This is a genomic window from Variovorax sp. OV084 (assembly GCF_900111625.1).
Lineage (GTDB): Bacteria > Pseudomonadota > Gammaproteobacteria > Burkholderiales > Burkholderiaceae_C > Variovorax.
In genome coordinates, this window is the sequence record NZ_FOII01000007.1 from 235,350 (window position 1) to 256,046 (window position 20,697).

Consider the following 20,697-nt stretch of genomic DNA (forward strand, 5'->3'; position numbering starts at 1 on the left):
CGAGGGGAGGGCATGCAATTCGACTACACACCGGTGCTGGAGCGCCTGCCCTATCTGATCGGCGGCGCCTGGCTGAGCCTGCAGATCGCGTTCCTCGCGTTTGCCCTCGGAATGCTGCTCGGCCTTGGCGGTGCCTCGGTGCGCGCCTACGGCCCGCGCTGGGCGCGTCGCATCGTCGGCGCCTACGTGGTGTTCTTCACCAATACGCCGCAGCTGGTTCAGATCTTCTTCATCTTCTTCGCGCTGCCCGATGCCGGCATCCTGCTGTCGCCGTACCAGGCCGTGCTGATCGGCATGACGCTCAATGCCGGTGCCTACCTCACAGAGATCCAGCGCGCGGGCTTCGAATCGGTGCGCCTGCCTGAACTGGAGGCCGCCGAGACGCTGGGCTTCTCGCGCATCCAGACCATCCGCTACGTGATCCTGCCGCACATCGTGCGCGTGCTGTTTCCGCCGCTGTCCAACCAGTACATCCTGATGACCCTCGGCACGTCGATGGCGGCCGTATTCGGTGTCGAGGAACTCACCGGAAGGGCCTACAACATCAACTCCGAGACCTTCCGTTCGATCGAGGTGTTCTCGGTTGCCGCGGTGCTCTACATCGTGATCACGCTGATCGCCACGCTGTCGCTCGCTTTCGTCGGAAAGCGATTCTTCCGCGCCAAGATGAGGTGGTTCTGATGCTCGACCAGATCCTCCAGGAGCTGCCTCGTTTCTTCAGCTACTACAACCTGCTCTTCTTCGCGAAGGCGCTGGGCGTGACCTTTGCCTTGTCGGCCATCGGCTGCGTCGTCGGGTTCTCGCTGGGCTTTCTGCTCGCGGCCGTGAGGCTGGACACCCGGCCGGCAGGCCGGCCCCTGCGCGTTGCTTCGACGGTCTTCGTCGAGCTGTTCAGGCGCATCCCCTTCCTCGTTACCCTGATGCTGGTGTTCTTCATCTTCCAGGGGCTCAACGCCGACCTCGCCATGTTCACCGTGGCGTTGATCAGCGTCTGCTTGATCGCCACCGCATTCATCGCCGAGATCGTGCGAAGCGGGCTCGAATCGGTGCACCGCAACCAGTGGGACGCTGCGGCGGCGATGAACTTCAGCTACCTGCAGACGCTGCGCCTCGTGATCGTCCCGCAGGCCTGGAAGATCATTCTTCCGCCGGTCTTCGGCTTCTTCGTCCTGTTCATCAAGGACACCGCGCTGGCCTCGCAGATCGGTGTCGTCGAACTGGCCTTTGCCGGCAAGACGATGAACAACAAGGGCTTCTCGGCCACGCTTGTCTACGGCACCGTGCTGGCCCTTTATTTCATGCTGTCCTATCCGCTGGCCCGGTTCGGAAAACACCTGGAGAAAAAGCTTGCCCCAACTCGAAATCGTTGACCTGAAGGCCAACTACGGCTCACACACCGTACTCGAGCGCATCAACCTGTCGGTCGACAAGGGCGAGATCGTCAGCCTCATCGGCCCGTCGGGCTCGGGCAAGAGCACCTTGCTGCGCGTGCTGATGGGCCTGCTGCCGCCGATCGAGGGCCAGGTGCGCATCTACGGCCAGGCGCTCGACTACAACGACCGCGAACAGCTGCGCCGCCTGCGTTCGCAGATGGCCATCGTGTTCCAGCAGTACAACCTGTTCCAGAACATGACGGTGCTCGACAACGTGACCGTCGCACCGATCAAGGTCAAGGGACGCCCGCGCAAGCAGGTCGAGGACTATGCGATCCAGCTGCTCGAGAAGGTGGGCATGGGCGCCAAGCTGAAGGCGTACCCCGACCAGCTGTCGGGCGGCCAGCAGCAGCGCGTTGCAATCGCGCGGGCACTGGCGCTGCAGCCGGGCATCCTGCTGCTTGACGAAGTCACGGCCGCCCTCGACCCCGAACTCGTCAACGAAGTGCTGGACACGGTGCGGCTCCTGGCGGCCGAGGGCATGACGATGTTCATCGTCTCGCACGAGATGGGCTTCGTGCGCGAGGTATCGAGCAAGGTCGTTTTCATGGCCGACGGGCACGTGGTCGAGATCGGCGCGCCGCGGCAGATCTTCGACGAACCCCGCGAGGCACGCACCCGCGAGTTCGTCGGCAAGATACTGCGGCACTGATCGGCCCGTGCGCCGTTGCCAGCCCGGCCTACTGCGGGAGCTCGGTCACCAGCCCGTTGCTGAGCCTTGAGAGCGTATAGCGCGCAAGGTTGCGCAGGTGGGTGACGACCGCCTGTTCGGCTGCCTTCTCGTTGCCTGCGATGTAGGCGTCCAGAATCGCCAGGTGCTCGGCCCTGTCGTCCTCGATGCGATTGAAAGGGTCGACCACCTCGAAGAGGCGGCACAGCACGCGCAGATGAGCGATGGTCTCGGCCAGCATCGCGTTACCGGAGGCGCGCGCGAACATGCCGTGGATCTCGTCATCGGCGTGCCAGTGGCTGGAGCCCTGCTGGCTCGAATCCAGGGACAGGATGTCGTTGCGCAGGCGCTGCACCAGGTCTGCGGGCACATGCCCTATGGAGAGCGACACGGCCTGCGACTCGAGTCGTTCGCGCACCTGCAGGCACTGGAAGTAGTGCGACGCCGTGATGCGTCGCACCGCATAGGAGCGCGCGTTGGCCCGCACAAGCAAGCCTTCGCCCTCGAGTCGAAGCAAGGCTTCGCGCAGAGGCGTGCGCGACATCTGGAGCCGTTCGGCCAGGCGCCCCTCCACCAGCACCTCGCCGCCGGTCAGCTCGCGCTGCAGAATGAGCCGCCGCACGACCGCGTAGGCTCGGTCGGTCAGGTTCGTCGAGGCTTCGCCGGAGGCGTCCGGAGCGGTCTTCGCGCGCTTCACGGGCGCCTGCGCGGGCTTGCGAGCGCGCGAGACCTTGCCGGGCGAAGCCGTCTTTCCGGGCTTCGCATGCGGCGTTGGCTTGATCGCGGCTTTGGGTTTCATATGATTTGTCTACAAACTGTGTGCAATCGAAGAATGCCACAGCATACGATGTCCTATCGGCTGGTCCGGCAATGTCGCATGGTGATGACCAGATCGCGGCGGTCCTGAACATTGGGCAGGTGTTGGCGACGAACTACCTTGGTGAGTACTGGTGGAGACGGGGGCGGCGCAGTTGTCGCAGCCAGCGCGTTGCGGTTCGATTTCTGAACGGGGGAGGGGCTCGCCGAAGTCGAGCATCCAAAGGTTCAGGCGAGCACGTAGTCGGGGTACTGCCGGCAGATCTCGTTCACCGCACTGAGCGTGCCTGACAGATGCTTGCGAAGCGCGGCCTGGGCGGCGGCCGGGTCCTGTGCCTCGATGGCGCGCACGATGGCGCGGTGGTCGCGCAGGATCGCCTCGGTCTTGCCGGCGGTAGGCAGGTGCAGGCGACGCAGCCGGTCGACGTGCCCGGATACGCGGCCCACAAGATCCCACAGGCCAAGGACGTTGCCGGCTTCGTACATCAGGCGATGGAACGCGCGATCGGCGTCGACGAAGTCTCCGTAGCGCTGCCCCGCCGACAGCGCTGCCTGCTGGGCGATGATGGCTTTCAGCTGCGCGACCAGCCCGGCTGACTCCTGCTGTGCCAGCTGGTGCACCAGTTCCAGCTCGATGGAGCGGCGCAGGAAATGTGCTTCGCGCGCCGCCGCGATGTCGATGCGGCTGACCAGCGTCGCATGCTGCGGAAACACGTCCACCAGTGCTTCTTCGCTCAGGCGCAGCAGCGCTTCGCGCACCGGCGTCTGGCTCACGCCAAAACGGTCGGCCAGTTCCTGCCGCACCAGCACGGTACCGGGCGTCAGTTCCAGCGAGAGGATGGCCTCGCGCAGTTTTTCCAGCACCTGGGGCGCGGCCAGGCGGGTACGGTCAAGTCGGATCTTGGGAGGGGCGCTCATCGCTGTCGATTGTGTCATTGACCCAGCTGATATATTAGTGTTTTAATTTCCGGATTGCGATAGGCGAGGCGGCACCCATGGTGCAGCGCGCCCTGGAGACAACCCTGATGAAACGCCCCTACGAATCCCTTCGCAGCGCCCGCTGGTTCGCGCCCGACGACTTCCGCTCCTTCGGCCATCGCTCGCGCGTGCTGCAGATGGGCTACAGCTATGCGGACTGGATGGGCAAGCCGGTCATCGCCATCGTCAACACCTGGAGCGACGCCAACCAGTGCCACGCGCACTTCAAGCAACGCGTGGAAGACGTCAAGCGCGGCGTGCTGCAGGCGGGTGGATTCCCGCTCGAGCTTCCGGCCATTTCGCTTTCGGAAAGCATGGTCAAGCCCACCACCATGCTCTACCGCAACTTCCTCGCGATGGAAACGGAAGAGCTGCTGCGCAGCCACCCGATAGACGGGGCGGTGCTGATGGGAGGCTGCGACAAGACCACGCCCGGCCTCGTGATGGGCGCGCTGAGCATGGACATTCCCTTCATCTACCTGCCGGCCGGCCCCATGCTGCGCGGCAACTGGAAGGGCAAGGTGCTGGGTTCGGGCTCCGATGCCTTCAAGTACTGGGACGAGCGCCGCGCCGGCCGGCTGGGCGAGCAGGCCTGGGCCGAGATGGAGGCCGGCATCGCCCGCAGCCACGGCACCTGCATGACCATGGGCACGGCCGCCACCATGATGGGCATTGCCGAAGCGGTGGGCCTGAGCTTGCCGGGTGCCTCCAGCATTCCCGCGGCGGACGCCAACCACATCCGCATGAGCGCCGACTGCGGCCGCCGCATCGTCGAGATGGTGTGGGAAGACCTCACGCCCGCGAAGATGCTCACGCGCGCCAACTTCGAGAACGGCATCGCCTGCGCGATGGCCATGGGCTGCAGCACCAATGCCGTCGTGCACCTGATCGCGATGTCACGCCGCGCCGGCCATGCAGTGAGCCTGGACGACTTCGATGCCTTCAGCCGCCGCGTGCCCGTCATCGCCAACATCCGGCCCAGCGGCGACACCTACCTGATGGAAGACTTCTTCTATGCCGGCGGCCTGCCGGCGATGCTGGAGCGCATCCGCGGCCACCTGCGGACCGACGCGCGCACCGTCAATGGCCGCACGCTCGGCGAGAACATCGAAGGCGCCGAGGTCTACGACGACGACGTCATCCGGCCGCTCGCCAACCCCATCTATGCCGAAGGCGCGCTGGCCGTCTTGCGCGGCAACCTGGCCCCCGACGGCGTGGTGATCAAGCCCAGCGCCTGCGCGCCGCACCTGCTGCAGCACAGCGGCCGTGCGCTGGTGTTCGACGACTACCCCGCGCTCAAGAAGGCGGTGGAAGACCCCGAGCTGGACGTGACTGGCGACGACATCCTCGTGCTGCGCAACGCCGGCCCGCGCGGTGCCGGCATGCCGGAGTGGGGCATGTTGCCGATTCCGACCAAGCTCCTGAAGCAGGGCGTGAAAGACATGCTGCGCCTGTCCGACGCGCGCATGAGCGGCACCAGCTACGGCGGCTGCCTGCTGCACTGTTCGCCCGAGGCGGCCATCGGCGGGCCGCTCGCATTGGTGCAGACCGGTGACCGCATCACCGTCGACGTGCCCGCACGGCGCATCCACCTCGACATCAGTGACGAGGAACTCGCCCTGCGCAAGGCCCGGTGGACACCGCCGCCGCCGCGCTACGAGCGCGGCTACGGATGGATGTTCGGCCGCCACATCAAGCAGGCCAACGAAGGCTGCGACTTCGACTTCCTGGAGACCAGCTTCGGTAAGCCAGTGCCGGAGCCCGACATCTTCTGATTCGCCTTTCAACCCCAATTCATTCCCATTTCATTTCAGGAACGGAGACGACACGTGAATCCAGCCACCCGCGAGCTGCTCATGAAGGTGAGCACCGCCACCCTGTGCACGGCCCTGTTCAAGCGTGGCCTGCGCAGCCAGTTCATCCAGGACGTGCGGCCGCTCAACGCGGGCCTGCCCAACATGGTGGGCGAGGCCTTCACGCTGCGCTACATGCCGGCGCGCGAAGACCTGAACCCGATCAGCGTCTTCCTCGACCGTGACCATCCGCAGCGCAAGGCTGTGGAGCAGTGCCCCGAAGGCGCCGTGCTGGTCATCGACAGCCGCAAGGATGCGCGCGCCGCCTCGGCTGGCGGCATCCTGGTCACGCGGCTGATGAAACGCGGCGTGGCCGGCGTGGTGACCGACGGCGGCTTTCGCGACAGTCCCGACATCGCGAAGCTCGGCTTTGCGGCCTACCACCATCGCCCCAGCGCGCCGACCAACCTCACGCTGCACCAGGCCATCGACATCAACGTGCCCATCGGCTGCGGCGATGCGCCGGTGTTTCCGGGCGACGTGATCGTGGGCGATGCCGAAGGCGTGATCGTCATACCGGCCCACATGGCCGACGAGGTCGCGGCCGAAGCAACCGAGATGACCGTCTTCGAAGACTTCGTGCAGGAAAAGGTGCTCGAAGGTCGTTCCATCCTCGGCCTCTATCCGCCCACTGACGAGCAAAGCCGCACTGACTTCGCAACCTGGCGCCAGGCCAAGGGCCGCTGAGCCCATCGACAAGAAAACAAAGGAGACAAGACATGCGTTTCATCCGCCTCGCTGCGGCGCTGCTTTCGGCTGCGCTCGCCCCTGTGGCCGCACTGGCCCAGACCCCCGAATGGCCGGCTGCCAAGCCCATCGTCTACGTTGTGCCGTTCACCCCCGGTGGCTCCACCGACATCGTAGGCCGCACGCTGGCCCAGAAGCTGGGCGAGAGCCTCAAGCAATCTGTGGTGGTCGACAACAAGCCCGGCCAGGCTGGCGGCATCGGTGCCGCCTACGTGGCCAGGGCTGCACCCGACGGCTACACGCTCTTCGGCGGGACCATCAGCACGCACGCAATCAACGCCAGCCTGTACAAGAAGCTGACCTACGACCCGATGAAGGACTTCGAGCCTGTCTCGCTGGTCGCGCGCCTGCCCAACGTGCTGATCGTCAACAGCCAACTCGGCGTGAACTCGGTGGCCGAACTGGTGGCCCTGCTGAAGAAGGACGAGAGCAAGCGCACCTTTGCCTCTTCCGGTGCCGGCACCTCCACCCACCTGGCCGGCGAGATGTTCGCCGACCTCATCGGCGTGAAGCTCACCCACGTGCCGTACAAGGGCACGCCGCCGGCCCTGACCGACGTGGCCGCAGGGCAGGTGCCCTTCATGTTCGACCAGGTGACGGCCGCGCTGCCACTGGTCAAGAGCGGCAAGCTCAAGCTGCTGGCCGTGACCACCGGCAAGCGCATCGCGCTGGTGCCCGAGCTGCCGACCATGATCGAGTCGGGCATTCCCGGCTTCGAGATGTCGTCGTGGCAGGCGGTGTACGCGCCCAAGGGCACGCCCAGGCCGATCGTGCAGCGCCTCAATGCAGAGATCGTGAAGGCGCTCAGGCAGCCCGACGTGCAGGCCAAGCTCTCGGACCAGCTGGCGATGGAGATCGTGGGCAGTACGCCGGAAGAACTGCGTGACTTCATGGCCAAGGAAATTCCGCGCTGGGCCGAGCTGGTGAAGAAGTCGGGCGCGGTGGCCGATTGAGTTTTCGCAACCACATGAGGAGACCTCCGATGCAGAGCGATATCAACCATCGACGACGCCAGTTGCTCAGGACGGCTGCGGGCGCAGGGGCCGCGGCGCTCAGCGGCCTGGCCGGCGCGCAAGCTTTCGATTTCAAACCCAACCAGCGCTACCCCGATCCGTCCGTGATGATCCTCGACCCGAGCTTCGCCAAGTACCGGATCTACAGCAGCACGGTGGAGCAGCTCGGCACGGGCATGCGTTGGGCCGAGGGCCCGGTCTACTTTCCCGAGCATGGCTACCTGCTCCTGAGCGACATTCCGAACAACCGGCTGATGAAGTACGACGAGAAGACCGGCAAGTTCTCCGTGCACAAGACCAACGTGAACTATGCCAATGGCAACACCCGTGATCGGCAGGGGCGGTTGATCACCTGCGAGCACTCGGTGACGCGGCGCGTGGTCCGCACCGAGAAGGACGGGCGCATGACAGTGCTGGCCGACAACTACGAAGGCAGACGCCTCAACGCGCCGAATGACGTCGTCGTCAAGTCGGACGACACCGTCTGGTTCACCGATCCCACCTTCGGCATCAACGGCGAGTGGGAAGGTTTCAAGGCGGTGCCGGAGCAGGCGACGACCAACGTGTACCGCATCGCGAAGGATGGCAAGCTCACCGCGGTGATCACCGATCTCGTCAATCCGAACGGCCTGGCGTTCTCGCCCGACGAGAAGAAGCTCTACGTCGTCGAATGGAAGGGAACGCCAAACCGCAGCATCTGGAGCTACGACGTGTCACCGGACGGCACAGGCGTTTCGAACAAGACCAAGCTTATCGACGCCGACGGGCCGGGTGCTTTTGACGGCTTTCGCGTCGACCGCGACGGCAATCTCTGGTGCGGGTGGGGCTACACGGGCGCGGTTGCGGCCGAACCTACGGACATCGGTGGTGGGATGAAGGCCTACCTGCCGACAGGCAAGTCGGAAGAGATGGACGGCGTGAAGATCTTCAATTCGCAGGGCAAGCCCATCGGCTTCATCCGCCTGCCCGAGCGCTGCCCGAATCTCGAATTCGGAGGCCCGAAGCGCAATCGCCTCTACATGGCGAGCAGCCATTCCCTCTATGCGCTCTACGTCGAAGCCCACGGCGCCGTTTGAGGCGCTCCCGCGGCAATCGGCGGGTGGGCGTCTAGCGATGATTGGGCATGCAGCTTGAGAATGCCGCTCTGCGCCGCCGGGGACCCGGCTTGATGCCGCTGTTGCGAGGGTCTTGTCCGATGTCACCGGCGAACCATCGGAAGATGTTGGCGTGGTTTCTCCATCCGTCGCTGAAGCGCACGAAAAGAAAGCCCCGCTCCGCGTTGCCGAGCGCGTCGACCGGTATGCCTGCGGCGCGCAAGGCCCTGATCTCGGCGTTGGTCTCCATGTCGGATGGCAGCTTCAAGGTGATCGTTGCGTTGTGAATGGGGGGTCTAGGCATTGCTTCGCTTCCGTCAAACTTCCCGAAGGCGCAGTTGACCTGAAGAGAGCTTCTTCGGGATCCCGCATTTATAGGATGCGCAAAGCGACAGCCCATTGGACGCCGGGAGCCAGGTCTAGGCTGAGCCGCGCACCAGACGCTCGAACACGTCGTCCGAGCCCATCTGGCCACCCTTGAGCATGATTTCCAACCCGTCGAGCGCGGCGTCGTCGCTGTGCAGGCGACACAACGAGGTGCCGGCGCCCATGTCTGCCACGTAGGAAAGCCCCCAGGCATTGAGCGCCTGCACTGCATGACTCGAGGTGTCGCCTCCGGCAATGCCCACGCGTTGCAATGGCACCATTGCCAGCACTCTGGCGAGCAGATCGCCGCCAGCGCGCGCCAAGGCTTGGGGATCGATGCCTCTTTCGAGCGGCAGCGGCTTGGGGGGACGGGTGCAGGCCAGCACGTTGCGGCCGCTGACGAGCCCGTTCGCGATGTCTCGAGCATGACGTTCCAGCGTGGCTGCGTCCCGCTGCGCGATTCCTGGCGCATCGAGCCACACGGTATCGAACGATTTCGCCGCCGCTACCTGCCGCGCCGTGACAGGCGACAGGCTTCCCGCAAGTACCAGCACCGGCCCCTTCGCCGGAGGCACGGCGGTCCGCGCCGTCGGGGCACTGCCGCCTTCCTTGTGCGACGAGGGCATCGCCATTGCCAGCGCATCCACCACGCTGCTCGGCCCCGCAGCCAGCAGCGTGGCGCTTTGCGCCCTGGCCCACAGCACTTCGCCGATGGCCCGCAGCTGCGTCGCATCGGCCACGTCGAACAGCACTGCATCTGCTGGCGGCGAGTGCAGTGCCTGCCGCAGCGCGGTGTCGAGCGAATCGCTGCCGCGCGATGCGGCGGTGAACGGCATGGAGCGCACATCTGCCAGCCCCTGCTTCGCCAGGTGCAGCCGCAGATCCGCCTCGTCCATCGGTGTGACGGGATGCCGGCTCATCGTTGGATGCCGGTCGATGCGAAAGACCTCGCCGCCGCTCCCCGCCGCAGCGAAGAGGTTGCCGAAGAGGCAGTAGCGGCCCAGGTTGGGCTGCCCGCCGACGATGGCGGTCCATGGCTGTTGCACCGCTGCGCGCAGTACGCGCACTGCCGAGCCGATCGAACCGATGTGCGGGGCGCTGTCGAAGGTCGAACAGGTCTTGTAGTGCAGCACGCGCGCGCCGAGCGAGCGGAACAGCGTGGCCACGGGGCGGAGTTCGGCCTGCATTTCCTCGGGATTCATGGCGCGCGCCGCGCCCGCGATGCCCAGCACGTCGAGCGGCCCCGTGCGCTCCAGCCGCGCGGCATCGGGCGTCTTCAGGAACAGCAGTGCACGCAGTCCCGCGCGCGCCGCGGTACCGAGAGTGTCGGTCGCGCCGGTGAAATCGTCGCCGTAGTAGACGATCGGCGGGCAGGGCCTCATGGCTTGCCGAAGAAGGCGAGGGCGTGGGCCAGCTCGGGCTGGTCCTTGGCGGCATCCGCCAGCGACACGCCCGCCCGAGCGGCCGACCATGCTTGCCGGATGCTCGTCACACCCGCCGCCGCGCCGCCGGGGTGCGCGAGGATGCCGCCGCCGGCCATGAAGAGCAGGTCGTCGCTGCCGATGGCCTTCCACGTCGCAGGCACGGTGCCGGCCCATTGGCCCGAAGAAAACGCCGGCATCACGCGATCGTCCGCCGTATCGGTCAGCGGTGTGAAGCAGTCCTGCGCCGACTCGATGACTTCGCTGTCGGGCTGCGAGAACTTGCCCTGCAGCCCGTGGACATGCATGTGGTCCACGCCTGCCAGGCGCCACAGCGTCTGGTACGCCTGGAACGAAATGCCCAGCAGCGGATGCCGCGACAGCGCACCGTAGCCGTTGCGGTGGCCGTGCAGCGCAAGGCCGGTGTGCCGACGCAGCGTCTGGATACCCGAGTGCCCGCACCAGTTGAGACTGGCCATGACGCAGGAGCCGCCTTCGCGTTCGACGAGATCGGCATGCCGCTTCATTGCGTCGGTCTCGTCGGTGATGTTGAAGGCCACCATCACGTGCTTGCCGGTGCGCTGCTGGTGCGCGCGCACGACAGCCATCACGGCGGGCACGCGCTCGGCCAGCGGGGCGTGTGCGGGGTCGGCGCACACCTCGTCGTCCTTGATGAAGTCGACGCCTGCCGCACAGAGCCGGCCGACGAGGTCGGCGGTCTGCGCGGCGGAAAAGCCGACGTTCGGCTTGATGATGGTGCCGACCAGCGCGCCGCTCGCCACGCCGGTCGCGCGCCGTGTGCCGGCGATGCCGGCGCGCGGCATCTCGAACTGAGCGCGATAGCTCGCGGGCACCTGCAGCGATTCCAGCCGCAGCCCCGTCACTTCGCCCAGGTCATACAGGTTGCCCGACACCGTTGCGGCCAGGGTCGGCAGGTTGGCGCCGATGTTCGCTACCGGAAACGCGATGTCGACATGCGCACGCCGCCACGGGCCGCGCGTGCCTTTGCGTTCGAGCAGGGCATTGGGCAGCGATGGCGTCGCAGCTGGTGCCAGTTCGGTGATCGCCTCGACCGTGGCGCGTGCGCGTTCGCGCAGCGCATCGGTCTCGCCTTCGACACGCGTGAAGGTGCCGCACGATTGCTCGCCGGCCATCACCTCGGCCACGGCGGCCGGGTCCAGCGGCGTCTCGATGAGATAGCGAGCGCGGATGCGTTCAGGCGCCATCACGCTCACAGCTTGCTCAGGTCGGGAAAGGGCCGCACCGGCTCGCTGCCGTCCCAGCCTTCCGACGCGCTGCGGATCAGGTCGAACATCCTGCCCTTCGGGCCCGCGACTTCCGACAGCTCGATGACGGTGCCCGGGTGGTACTCGGTGTCGAAGTAGATGAAGCGCCCGCGCTCGCCCACTTCGCCACTCATCACCGGCTTGAAGCCCTGCTTGGTGAGGCGCGCGAGGTCGGCGTCGTAGTCGGCCGTCCAGTAGGCGACGTGTTGCAGCCCGGTGCGGCCGGCCTGAAGAAAGTCGCGGTACATCGAAGGCACGTCGTTGCGCGTCTGGATGAGTTCGACCTGCACATAGCCCGAGTTGGCGAGTGCTACCGAGTTGTGCGGCTCGTGCGCTTCGCCGTTGTAGCGGTAGTTCTTGATGGGCACGCGCGGGTTGTAGAACCAGGGGCCCACGCCCAGCCTGGTGCTCCAGTAGTCCATGGCGGCTTCGATGTCGTGCACGACATAGCCCAGCTGGCGGATCTCGCCGAGGAATCGACTCATTGCGGTTGGCTCCGGTGATGTGAGTGTGTTGTTGTGATCAGAATTTGAGGAAGCCGGTCGAGAACCACGGAAACGCGGCCACGATCACCAGGCCGACCAGCATCGCGCCGATGTAGCCCCAGATGTGCCTGATGCCTTCGTCGGGATTGACCTTGCTCACGGCGCAGGCGCCGTAGTAGCCGACGCCGAAGGGCGGCGCGAACAGGCCGATGCCCATGGAGAAGATCACGACCATCGCGTAGTGCACCTCGTGCACCCCAGCGGCCTTGGCGATGGGGAACAGCAGTGGCCCGAACAGCACGATGGCCGGAATACCCTCGAGCACGCTGCCCAGCACGATGAAGGCGACGATCGACACGGCCAGGAAACCGTAGGCCCCGCCGGGCAGCGTGCCCATGAGCCGCGCCAGGTCCTGCGAGAAGCCCGACTGCGTGAGGCCCCAGGCCATGGCCGTGGCGCAGCCGACGATGAAGATGATGGCGCCCGACAGCGAGGCGGTGTCGATCAGCATCGGCTTGAGCCGCTTCCAGTCGAACTGGCGGTACACAACCAGGCCGACGATGGCCGAGTAGACGATGCCGATGGTCGACACTTCGGTGGCCGTGGCCACACCCTCGACCACGGCGGCGCGGATCACGAAGGGCAACAGCACGGCGGGCAGCGCGACCAGCAGCAGCTTGCCGATTTCTCGTTTGCTGTAGCGCTGCACGGCGCTCAGGTCTTCGCGGCGATAACGCCACCAGACCACCACGCACAGCGCGGCGCCCAGCACCACGGCCGGCAGCAGGCCGCCCGTGAACAGCGCCGCAATCGAGATGCCGGTGACCGAGCCGATGGTGATCAGCACGATCGACGGCGGAATGGTCTCGGTCTGCGCGCCGGTGGCCGCCAGCAGCGCCACCAGGTCGCCGGGCTTGGCGCCACGCTTGGTCATCTCGGGGAAGAGCACAGGCGCGATGGCCGCCATGTCGGCAATCTTCGAACCCGAAATGCCCGACACCAGGTACATGGCGCCGATCAGTACGTAGGAGAGGCCGCCACGCACGTGGCCCAGCAGGCTGGCCAGGAACTGGATCATGGCGCGCGCCATGCCGGTCATCTCGATGAGCGCACCCAGGAAGATGAACAGCGGCACCGCCAGCAGGATGAGGTGCGACATGCCTTCGTCGAGCCGCCCGACCATCACCAGCAGCGGCGTGCGCGTGGTGAGCGCCAGGTAGCCGAAGGTGGCCAGCGCGAACGAGAAGGCAATGGGCACGCCCGAGAGCACCGTGGCCGCCACGATGATCACGAAGAAGATCACCAGGTTGAATTTGCCGAGCGTCGCGAACACCGGTGCGGCAAGCCAGAAGGCGCCCACCAGCGCGGCCATGCCGACGAGGGCGACCGCAATCTGCCGGCCGGTGCACACGCGCAACAGGCGCAGCAGCGCCATCACCAGCATGATGCCGATGCCCGCCGGAATGGCCGCAGCGCGCCATGCGTTGCTGATCTCGAGTGCGGGCGTGACGATGAATGACTCTTCGTGCGCGTAGTCGATCGAGGGCCAGATGATCAGCACCAGGAACGTGACCGACGCGGCGATGGCGAAGGCATCGAGCATGGCGCGCGTCTGCGGCTGCACTTTCTGCACCAGCGCAGTCATGCGCATGTGCTCGCCGCGCCGCAGCGCCACCACGGCGCCGAGCATCGACAGCCACAGGAAGAGGATGGATGCGAGCTCGTCCGACCACACCAGTGGCGCATGGAACACGTAGCGCGACACCACGCCAGCGAACAGCACGCAGATCTCGGCCAGCACCAGCAGCGCGGCCACGGCCTCGACCGCTGCGCCGAGCACGCGGTCGCAGCGCGACGCCATGCCGCTCAGCGGGTTGGCCGAAGCGCCGGCGCCAGCAAAGGCGGCCGCCTCGAAAGTCGATTCATGCACCATGGAGCGTCAGGCCAGCTTGCCGACCGCGCCTTCGAGCAGCGCCCAGGCCTCCGGGCCGAAGCGGCCCTTCCATTCGCCGTAGAAACCCGACTCGCGCAGCTTCGCGCGGAAGCTGTCGGCAGCCGGCCGGTTGATGGTGAGGCCCTTGGCCTGCAGGTCGCCGACCACCGACTCGTTGAGCTTCCTGATGTCGTCGCGCTGCTGCATGCCGGCGTCGTTGATGGCGCGCGCCACGATGGTCTTCAGGTCGTCGGGCAGGGCGTCCCAGGCGCGACCGTTGGCAATGAACCAGTAGCCGTCCCAGATGTGGTTGGTGAGCGAGCAGAACTTCTGTACCTCGAACAGCTTGGCCACCTGGATGATGGGCAACGGGTTTTCCTGCGCGTCGACGATCTTCGTCTGCAGCGCCGAATACACCTCGCTGAACTGCAGGCTTGCGGGTGCGGCGCCCAGGCCCTTGAACATCGAGATCGACAGCGGGCTCACGGGCACGCGGATCTTCAGGCCGTCCATGTCCTTGGCGTTCGCCACCGCGGCCTTGCTGCTGGTGGTCTGGCGAAAGCCGTTGTCCCACATCTTCTCGAAGGCATAGAGGCGTGACTTGGCAATGGCGCCGCGCACGTGCGCGCCGAGCTTGCCGTCCATGGCGGCCCACACCTGGCTGTAGTCGCTGAACGCGAAGCCCACTGCATTGATGGCAGCCACCGGCACCAGCGTGGCGATGACGAGCGCCGAGGGCGTGAAGAACTCGATGCCGCCCGAGCGCACCTGCGCAAGCATGTCGGTGTCGCCGCCGAGCTGGTTGTTGGGGAAGATCTTGATCTCGACGCGGCCCTTGGTTTCTTTCGCGATGCGGTCGGCCGCCTCCTGTGCGCGGATGTTCAGCGGGTGCGTCAGCGGCAGGTTGTTGCCGTACTTGTACGAGAACTCGGCGGCGCGTGCGATGCGCGGCAGGGCCGCGACGATGCCGGCGGCGGGGAGGGCGGAAAGGGTGTGCAGGGCACTCCTGCGGGTCAGCGAGGTCATGTCTGTCTCCGTTATGCGATTGATGCAATCTGATGCACCATGGGCTTCAAGGCCCAGTGAAGATAGAAGGATGCATGATTCGGGTCAAACTTCTGTCTGATGGTTTTTGATGTATGCGGGAAAACCCTTCACTCATTTCCGAGTCCACGGATTCGCCACGCGACGTGCGGCGTGCCCGCGTGGTCGACATCGCCCGCGCGGCGCAGGTCTCGACCGCCACGGTCGACCGCGTGCTCAACCGCCGCCCCGGCGTGCGCGACGCCACGGTGCAGCGCGTGCTCAAGGCCGCGGGCGAGCTCGACTACCTGCCCGGCCCCGAGCTGTATGCGGCGCTCACGCCGCCGCCGCTGCGGCTGGTGTTCCTGCTGCCGGCCGGCACCAACCGCTTCATTCGCATGCTGGGCGATATGGTGGGCTACTCGCAGGAGCACTGGGCGCCGTTCAACGTGCAGTGCCGTACGGTGTTCATCGAGAGCTTCAATCCGCACGAGCTGGCCGACGCGTTGCGCCGGCACGGCCAGCGCTGCGACGGCATTGCGATGATGGCGCTGGAGCATCCGGCGGTGCGCGAGGCCGTGGCCGCGCTCGCTGCACGCGGGCTGCCGGTGGTGACGCTGATCTCGGACCTGTCGAACTCCGAGCGCGCCGCGTTCGTGGGGCTCGACAACCGGGCCGCGGGCCGCACGGCGGGCTACCTCATCGGCCGATTCATCGGCGCACGCGCCGCCAAGGTCGCGCTCATTGCGGGCAGCCTGAGCTACAAGGCGCACGAAGAGCGCGAGGCCGGCTTCCTGCACGTCATCGACGAGATGTTCCCGCGGCTCGAAGTGGTGGGGCTGCGCGAAGGGCAGGACGACGCGGGCAAGAACTACCGGCAGACGCGTGCGCTGCTGGAGCAGTACCCGGACATGGGCGGCATCTACAACATCGGTGGCGCATCGGACGGCGTGGCGCGCGCGCTGAAGGAGGCAGGGCGCGAGCAGAAGGTGGTCTTCATCGGCCATGGGCTCACGCCCGATACGCGCTCACTGCTGATCGACGGCAGCATGGACGCGGTGATCACGCAAAGTCCGCACACCACGCTGATGAGCTGCGTGCGCATCTTCACCAACCTGCGCGACAAGCGCGAGGCGCTGAGCGGCGTGGAAACGACGCGCAGCCAGGTGATCTTTCGGGAGAATCTTCCGTAGATGCCGCGCATGGAAAGAGGGATGACGAGGCTGCGAAAAGCAATCCGCCTTCTCGCGACGCGTCGCTCAGGAATCCTCTTCATCCCCACCCAGATCAGCCCGCGGTGCTCGGCACCGGCGTGTTGAGCAGCTGCTGCTCCCACAGATAGGCTATGCCGCTGCCGCCGGCGTGCTGCTTGAGAACTTCCGTCAGCTCTGCGGCGTGCTCGGTGCGCGCCCAGTCGCGTTGCCACTCCGAGGCCACTGCCAACCAGGTCATCATGTTCGCGCCCGCGCGGATCATGCGCTGGATCGCGACCTCATGGGCCTCGACCGAAGTGCCGCCCGACGCATCCGTGACCACCGTCACATCCCAGCCCTCGCCCAGCGCCTGGATCGCCGGCATGGCGACGCAGATCTCCGTCCACAGGCCGGCGATGATCAGTTGCTTGCGGCCCGTCGCCTTGACCGCATCGACGACCTTCCGATCCTCCCAGGTGTTGATGAAGGTCCGGTCGATCACCTCCTGGCCGGGGAACACGTCAGTGATGTGCGGGAAGAGCAGACCGCCTCGCGCCGCGATCACGCTGGTCAGGATGGTGGGGACGCCGAAGGCCTTGGCGGACTTCGCCAGGGCGGTCGTGTTGTTCACCACGGCCTGCGGGTCGTGGCTGTTCAGATTGGCGAGCTGGTAGGGCTGGTGGTCGATAAGGACGAGTACGGAGTCCTCGGGACGAAGAAGCGAAGCCAGGCCGTTGCGAAAAGTCATTGATGGATCCTTTGTTGCCGTTGTGAGCGGGATTGGTTTTCGGGAAACATTCGCCGGCGGCGACGTTGCCCGAAGCAGGATTTTGTTGTTCCCCCTTTTGATGCGGTAGTAGCATTTCGCGGCGAGCTGTGTCGCGAAACGGGGAACGCCAAATTGGATATCGAAGAACTGCAGACATTCGTGGAAGTTGCCGATGCCGGGGGCGTTTCGTCTGCTGCGCTGCGGCTTGGGGTGTCCAAGTCGATCGTCAGTCGTCGTCTCGTCCGGCTTGAAGAAGAACTTGGTGTCCAGCTGCTTGCGCGATCCACCCGCGGGGCTGCTCTCACTGAAGCCGGGGCCACGTTCCGGGACTATGCAGCCAGGGTCTCCGCCGAGATCGACGTGGCCAGGGAAGCGATCCTGCCCGCCGGTGACCTTCGCGGCCGCTTGCGTGTTGCTGTGCCGTTTTCCCTGGGCCCGACTCACTTCGCGCCCATCCTCGCGGAAATGGCACGACGCCACCCTAGGCTTCACATCCAGACCTGCTACAGCGATCGCTTCGTTGATCTCATCGCGGAGGGTTACGACTGTGCGATACGGGTTGGCTATCTCCAGGACTCCAACCTGATTGCAAGACGCATCGGCCCGGTCCACGGGAAGCTCGTCGCGAGTCCGGACTATGTCAAGGCGCATGGGTCGCCCGAGACACCGGAGGAACTCGTCGCCCATCAGGCCCTCATGCAGGGAACCGAGGCCTGGCAGCTCACGGATGGCGACAAGATCATCACGGTTCGTCCGCAGGGGCGCTTCAAGGCCGACAACGGCACTGCTTTGGTCGCCGCTGCTACAGCAGGACTCGGGATCGCTTACCTGCCCGATTGGCTCACCCATGAACATGTGGCCTCCGGGGCACTCGTGCCGGTCATGACACGTCACCCACCACCCCCGGCAGGTGCATATGTCATCCGACCGCCAGGTCAGCATCCCGCACGGAAGATACGGGTCCTCACCGAACTCCTGATCGAGTATTGCGACCGGTCCCCGCACCCTGCGGGAGCTGCACCTGTTTGAGTGATGCATCGACCATGAATGTTCGGTAAGCGAGTCAGGCCTGGGTCAGGATTAATTCCTGTCGCCAATTGGCGGGTTAATTGCCGAGGTCGATTTCCCGGAATATTGAGTCAATGACTTGTGAATTCGTGCATTTCGCGCGGTAATTAATTCACGAAAACATCATATTTGGCAAATAAAGTTCCGCTTTTCGAAGTCGTTCGCAATTTCGCGGAAGAGCTTCGATGCGTTCCTGACTTTTATGCCATGACTGAAAATTACTCTCCTGAAGAAAATGCCGGCCTCGATCAATTGGCTTCCGTTCCGGAAAACAGGCGCCGGGAACTGCTGAAGCTCATGTTGGCCGGCTCGGTCACCGGCATGGCAATCGCGCTGCCCGGGTGCGGCGGCGGCAACAATGGCGCGGGCGCCACGGCCTTTCCGGCAACAGGAGGGAGCGGGACATCGGCAGGTGCGTCGCCGGGCAATTCGTCGCCCCCAGCCAGTTCTGGCGCCCCCGCTCAAAAGATATCCAGCTTCACCATTTCCGTGCTTCCTGATACCCAGTTCTATCCCAGGTATGCATCGGAAAAGATGGGCGAGCTCTATCAAAAACTGTATTCGGGAATAGATCCGAAATACGACAATCCATTCAAAACCCAAACGCAATGGATCGCGCAAAACGCCAAGCTGCTGAAAATGCCATTCACCATCCATCTTGGCGATATCGTTGACCAGTCCTGGTACTACACATCGGAAAAATCGACCCCCTGGAGCGCCTCGACCGATCTCGTTGGCAATGGCCAGATCGGCAATGGCCAGGTCACGAAGGAATGGGAGCTTGCAAGCCAGGCAATGCAGGTGCTCGAGGCGGCCCAATGCCCTTACTCAATCTGCGCGGGAAATCATGACGTAGGGGCCATCGACTCCGATATGCAATGGGGCCCGGACTGGGGCGTCGGAGTCACCGGCTTCGCCAACAACGACGGCTACCAGGACGGCGGCAGTCATCGGGTGGGCCTGTTCGAGCCCTACTTGCAGGTGTTCCCCGCGGAGCGAGCGAAGAGGCAGGCGACATTCGGCGGAAGGCACGCTTCCGGGTTCCACGAATATCACGTCTTCGAAGCCGAAGGAAACAAATTCCTTGTGCTGTCGATGTCGTGGCGAGCATCTGACGATGCGATCGGCTGGGCCAACCTGGTCATCCAGGCGAACAAGACGCTCCCCGTCATCCTGGTGAATCACCAGTTGGTCGGAATCGGCAGCGACGGGAAGACCGCAGCCGATACCGCCTATTCGAACTACATGTGGGACAAGCTCATCAAGGACAACGACCAGATCTTCATGGCGGTCAGCGGCCACTACCACGGCTCCTGCACGAGCACGAAGAAGAATTCCCGTGGCAACGATGTCTACCTGATGGTGGTGGACTACCAGATGGCCTACATGGGCGGCAACGGTCTCATGCGGATGTTCGAGTTCGATCTCACCAACAAGAAGATCATTGCCAGCTCGTTCTCTCCATGGGTTCCCTTGAAGCCGGCCGCCACGCTCAACGAGTTCGACGCCGCCTGGCTGTCCGACTCGAACCAGTCCTTCACGCTGGACCTGGATTTTGTCCAGAGGTTTGCTTTCTTCAATCCGAACTTCACCGTTCCGGACGGTTCATCGGACAGTGGCCTGACAGACGCGGCCAGGAAAATCATCCTGACAAACTACAGCCAGCCTCCACAGAAGGCTGCAAGGCTTCCGATGAGCACCGAGGATTACCCGAAGGTCGGCAGCACGCTGGCGCACTGGCGTTTCTTCAATGCGTCGGCAGCCGACGGGGATCTTTTTCCCTATCAGCCCGGGCAGCAAATCCAGGACAGTTCGGCTGGAGGAAAGAACCCGATTTCGGTGAACACGTGGATGGGCTCGCCCGGTGATCTGGTCTGGTCGACAAGCCATCATCCGCTGTCGGCCGCGCCCGGAAGCCTGCGTTTCCTGAATGCCACGAAGACCAAGTCTTCCTACTTCACCACCGACCAGAATTCGACGCTGAACGTGGAAACCTTCCCCTCGGGCTACACCATCGAGGCATTCGTCAATATCGATCCAGGTTTCGATGCGACGACGAATGGATGGATGGGCATCCTGTACCGCCTGGGCGCGCGATCGCAGCTGCCTGGTTTCGGATCGGGCGAGGGCGATTGCGCACTGATGTTCGCCTTTTCAAACCTGATGGAATTCCAGTGGGAAATTGTCCCGGTGAACCAGGCGACCAATCTGACCTGCTGGTCCGGAGGCGTGTCGGCCGGCCAGTGGCTGCACATTGCCATCGTGAACGACCCCTCCGCGTCGTACGCGACCACCATGTACGTGGAAGGAGCGCCCGTCCTGCGGAACAACACGAACATGCAGGGCATTCAATACGTGAGCCCCACCCAGCAAATTGCCATCGGCTGCGGTCAGTGGGCCGGGAACATGTCGACCGGCTTCTTGGGAAGCATTGGTGAAATCCGCATCGTTGGCGTCCCCCTGACTTCCGACAAGTGGCTGACGGCCAGGGCAACCTGACCTGACCGCCGGGGCCGCGTGCCGCCGTTTGGCCGACGCAAGTTATGTAA

The 20,697-nt window shown here is 64.9% G+C and carries 19 protein-coding genes; 10 read left to right on the plus strand and 9 right to left on the minus strand.

Annotation, left to right across the window (positions count from 1 at the left end; genetic code table 11):
- Positions 1 to 12: 12 nt before the first annotated feature.
- The 3 genes from BMW87_RS20040 to BMW87_RS20050 are packed head-to-tail and all read left to right on the plus strand — an operon-like array spanning position 13 to position 2,085.
- The gene (locus BMW87_RS20040) at positions 13 to 681 is read left to right on the plus strand and encodes an amino acid ABC transporter permease (protein ID WP_093078203.1); all 669 of its coding nucleotides are present in this window, start codon (positions 13 to 15) and stop codon (positions 679 to 681) included.
- Complete coding sequence (locus tag BMW87_RS20045; RefSeq protein WP_093078204.1) at positions 681 to 1,370, plus strand: amino acid ABC transporter permease; 690 nt, start codon at positions 681 to 683, stop codon at positions 1,368 to 1,370. The genes BMW87_RS20040 and BMW87_RS20045 overlap by 1 nt, the downstream gene beginning before the upstream one ends.
- Positions 1,348 to 2,085: an amino acid ABC transporter ATP-binding protein gene (locus tag BMW87_RS20050; protein ID WP_093078206.1), complete on the plus strand. Its 738-nt coding sequence runs from the start codon at positions 1,348 to 1,350 to the stop codon at positions 2,083 to 2,085. Before BMW87_RS20045 ends, BMW87_RS20050 begins: the two co-directional genes overlap by 23 nt.
- 28 nt (positions 2,086 to 2,113) lie before the next feature.
- Here BMW87_RS20050 and BMW87_RS20055 read toward each other — a convergent pair whose 3' ends face one another.
- Together BMW87_RS20055 and BMW87_RS20060 are read right to left on the minus strand one after the other, a co-directional pair.
- Positions 2,114 to 2,902, minus strand: coding sequence for a GntR family transcriptional regulator (locus BMW87_RS20055; protein WP_256216840.1), 789 nt, complete (start codon positions 2,900 to 2,902; stop codon positions 2,114 to 2,116).
- Positions 2,903 to 3,147: 245 nt separating this feature from the next.
- Positions 3,148 to 3,837 carry a GntR family transcriptional regulator gene (locus tag BMW87_RS20060; RefSeq protein ID WP_093078208.1) on the minus strand — a complete coding sequence of 230 codons (690 nt, stop codon included), beginning with the start codon at positions 3,835 to 3,837 and terminating at the stop codon, positions 3,148 to 3,150.
- Between the two features lie 107 nt (positions 3,838 to 3,944).
- Between BMW87_RS20060 and araD the strand changes: the two genes are divergently transcribed.
- Genes araD through BMW87_RS20080 form a run of 4 tightly spaced genes read left to right on the plus strand, consistent with a single transcriptional unit; the run spans position 3,945 to position 8,586 of the window.
- Positions 3,945 to 5,672: an L-arabinonate dehydratase gene (gene araD, locus BMW87_RS20065; RefSeq protein ID WP_093078294.1), complete on the plus strand. Its 1,728-nt coding sequence runs from the start codon at positions 3,945 to 3,947 to the stop codon at positions 5,670 to 5,672.
- A gap of 54 nt (positions 5,673 to 5,726) precedes the next feature.
- On the plus strand, positions 5,727 to 6,437 hold the full coding sequence (locus BMW87_RS20070) for a ribonuclease activity regulator RraA (RefSeq protein ID WP_093078209.1): 711 nt from the start codon (positions 5,727 to 5,729) through the stop codon (positions 6,435 to 6,437).
- A gap of 32 nt (positions 6,438 to 6,469) precedes the next feature.
- Positions 6,470 to 7,450 (plus strand): Bug family tripartite tricarboxylate transporter substrate binding protein, encoded by a 981-nt coding sequence (locus BMW87_RS20075; RefSeq protein ID WP_093078211.1) that lies wholly within the window; start codon positions 6,470 to 6,472, stop codon positions 7,448 to 7,450.
- 29 nt (positions 7,451 to 7,479) lie between these two features.
- Positions 7,480 to 8,586: an SMP-30/gluconolactonase/LRE family protein gene (locus tag BMW87_RS20080; protein WP_093078213.1), complete on the plus strand. Its 1,107-nt coding sequence runs from the start codon at positions 7,480 to 7,482 to the stop codon at positions 8,584 to 8,586.
- Between the two features lie 31 nt (positions 8,587 to 8,617).
- Here BMW87_RS20080 and BMW87_RS20085 read toward each other — a convergent pair whose 3' ends face one another.
- The 6 genes from BMW87_RS20085 to BMW87_RS20110 all read right to left on the minus strand — a co-directional run bounded on the left by BMW87_RS20085 (position 8,618) and on the right by BMW87_RS20110 (position 15,121).
- Positions 8,618 to 8,872, minus strand: a complete 255-nt coding sequence (locus BMW87_RS20085) for a hypothetical protein (protein WP_256216841.1) — start codon at positions 8,870 to 8,872, stop codon at positions 8,618 to 8,620.
- Positions 8,873 to 9,023: 151 nt separating this feature from the next.
- Complete coding sequence (locus tag BMW87_RS20090; protein ID WP_093078214.1) at positions 9,024 to 10,352, minus strand: four-carbon acid sugar kinase family protein; 1,329 nt, start codon at positions 10,350 to 10,352, stop codon at positions 9,024 to 9,026.
- Positions 10,349 to 11,617: a ribulose-bisphosphate carboxylase large subunit family protein gene (locus BMW87_RS20095; protein ID WP_177192814.1), complete on the minus strand. Its 1,269-nt coding sequence runs from the start codon at positions 11,615 to 11,617 to the stop codon at positions 10,349 to 10,351. Before BMW87_RS20095 ends, BMW87_RS20090 begins: the two co-directional genes overlap by 4 nt.
- Before the next feature lie 5 nt (positions 11,618 to 11,622).
- Positions 11,623 to 12,162, minus strand: a complete 540-nt coding sequence (locus BMW87_RS20100; protein WP_093078216.1) for a VOC family protein — start codon at positions 12,160 to 12,162, stop codon at positions 11,623 to 11,625.
- 37 nt (positions 12,163 to 12,199) lie between these two features.
- Positions 12,200 to 14,095, minus strand: coding sequence for a TRAP transporter large permease (locus tag BMW87_RS20105; protein ID WP_093078217.1), 1,896 nt, complete (start codon positions 14,093 to 14,095; stop codon positions 12,200 to 12,202).
- Between the two features lie 6 nt (positions 14,096 to 14,101).
- Positions 14,102 to 15,121 (minus strand): TRAP transporter substrate-binding protein, encoded by a 1,020-nt coding sequence (locus BMW87_RS20110; RefSeq protein WP_093078219.1) that lies wholly within the window; start codon positions 15,119 to 15,121, stop codon positions 14,102 to 14,104.
- Between the two features lie 113 nt (positions 15,122 to 15,234).
- On the opposite strand from BMW87_RS20110, the gene BMW87_RS20115 reads away from it, so the two are divergent.
- On the plus strand, positions 15,235 to 16,311 hold the full coding sequence (locus tag BMW87_RS20115) for a LacI family DNA-binding transcriptional regulator (protein WP_093059018.1): 1,077 nt from the start codon (positions 15,235 to 15,237) through the stop codon (positions 16,309 to 16,311).
- Between the two features lie 94 nt (positions 16,312 to 16,405).
- Here the strand turns inward: BMW87_RS20115 and BMW87_RS20120 are convergent, their stop codons facing one another.
- On the minus strand, positions 16,406 to 17,059 hold the full coding sequence (locus BMW87_RS20120; protein WP_093059017.1) for a hydrolase: 654 nt from the start codon (positions 17,057 to 17,059) through the stop codon (positions 16,406 to 16,408).
- A gap of 153 nt (positions 17,060 to 17,212) precedes the next feature.
- Here BMW87_RS20120 and BMW87_RS20125 point away from each other — a divergent pair, with 153 nt between their 5' ends.
- Positions 17,213 to 18,109 (plus strand): LysR family transcriptional regulator, encoded by an 897-nt coding sequence (locus BMW87_RS20125; protein ID WP_093078220.1) that lies wholly within the window; start codon positions 17,213 to 17,215, stop codon positions 18,107 to 18,109.
- Between the two features lie 246 nt (positions 18,110 to 18,355).
- Positions 18,356 to 20,647 (plus strand): LamG-like jellyroll fold domain-containing protein, encoded by a 2,292-nt coding sequence (locus BMW87_RS20130; protein WP_256216842.1) that lies wholly within the window; start codon positions 18,356 to 18,358, stop codon positions 20,645 to 20,647.
- The last annotated feature ends 50 nt before the right edge of the window (positions 20,648 to 20,697 follow it).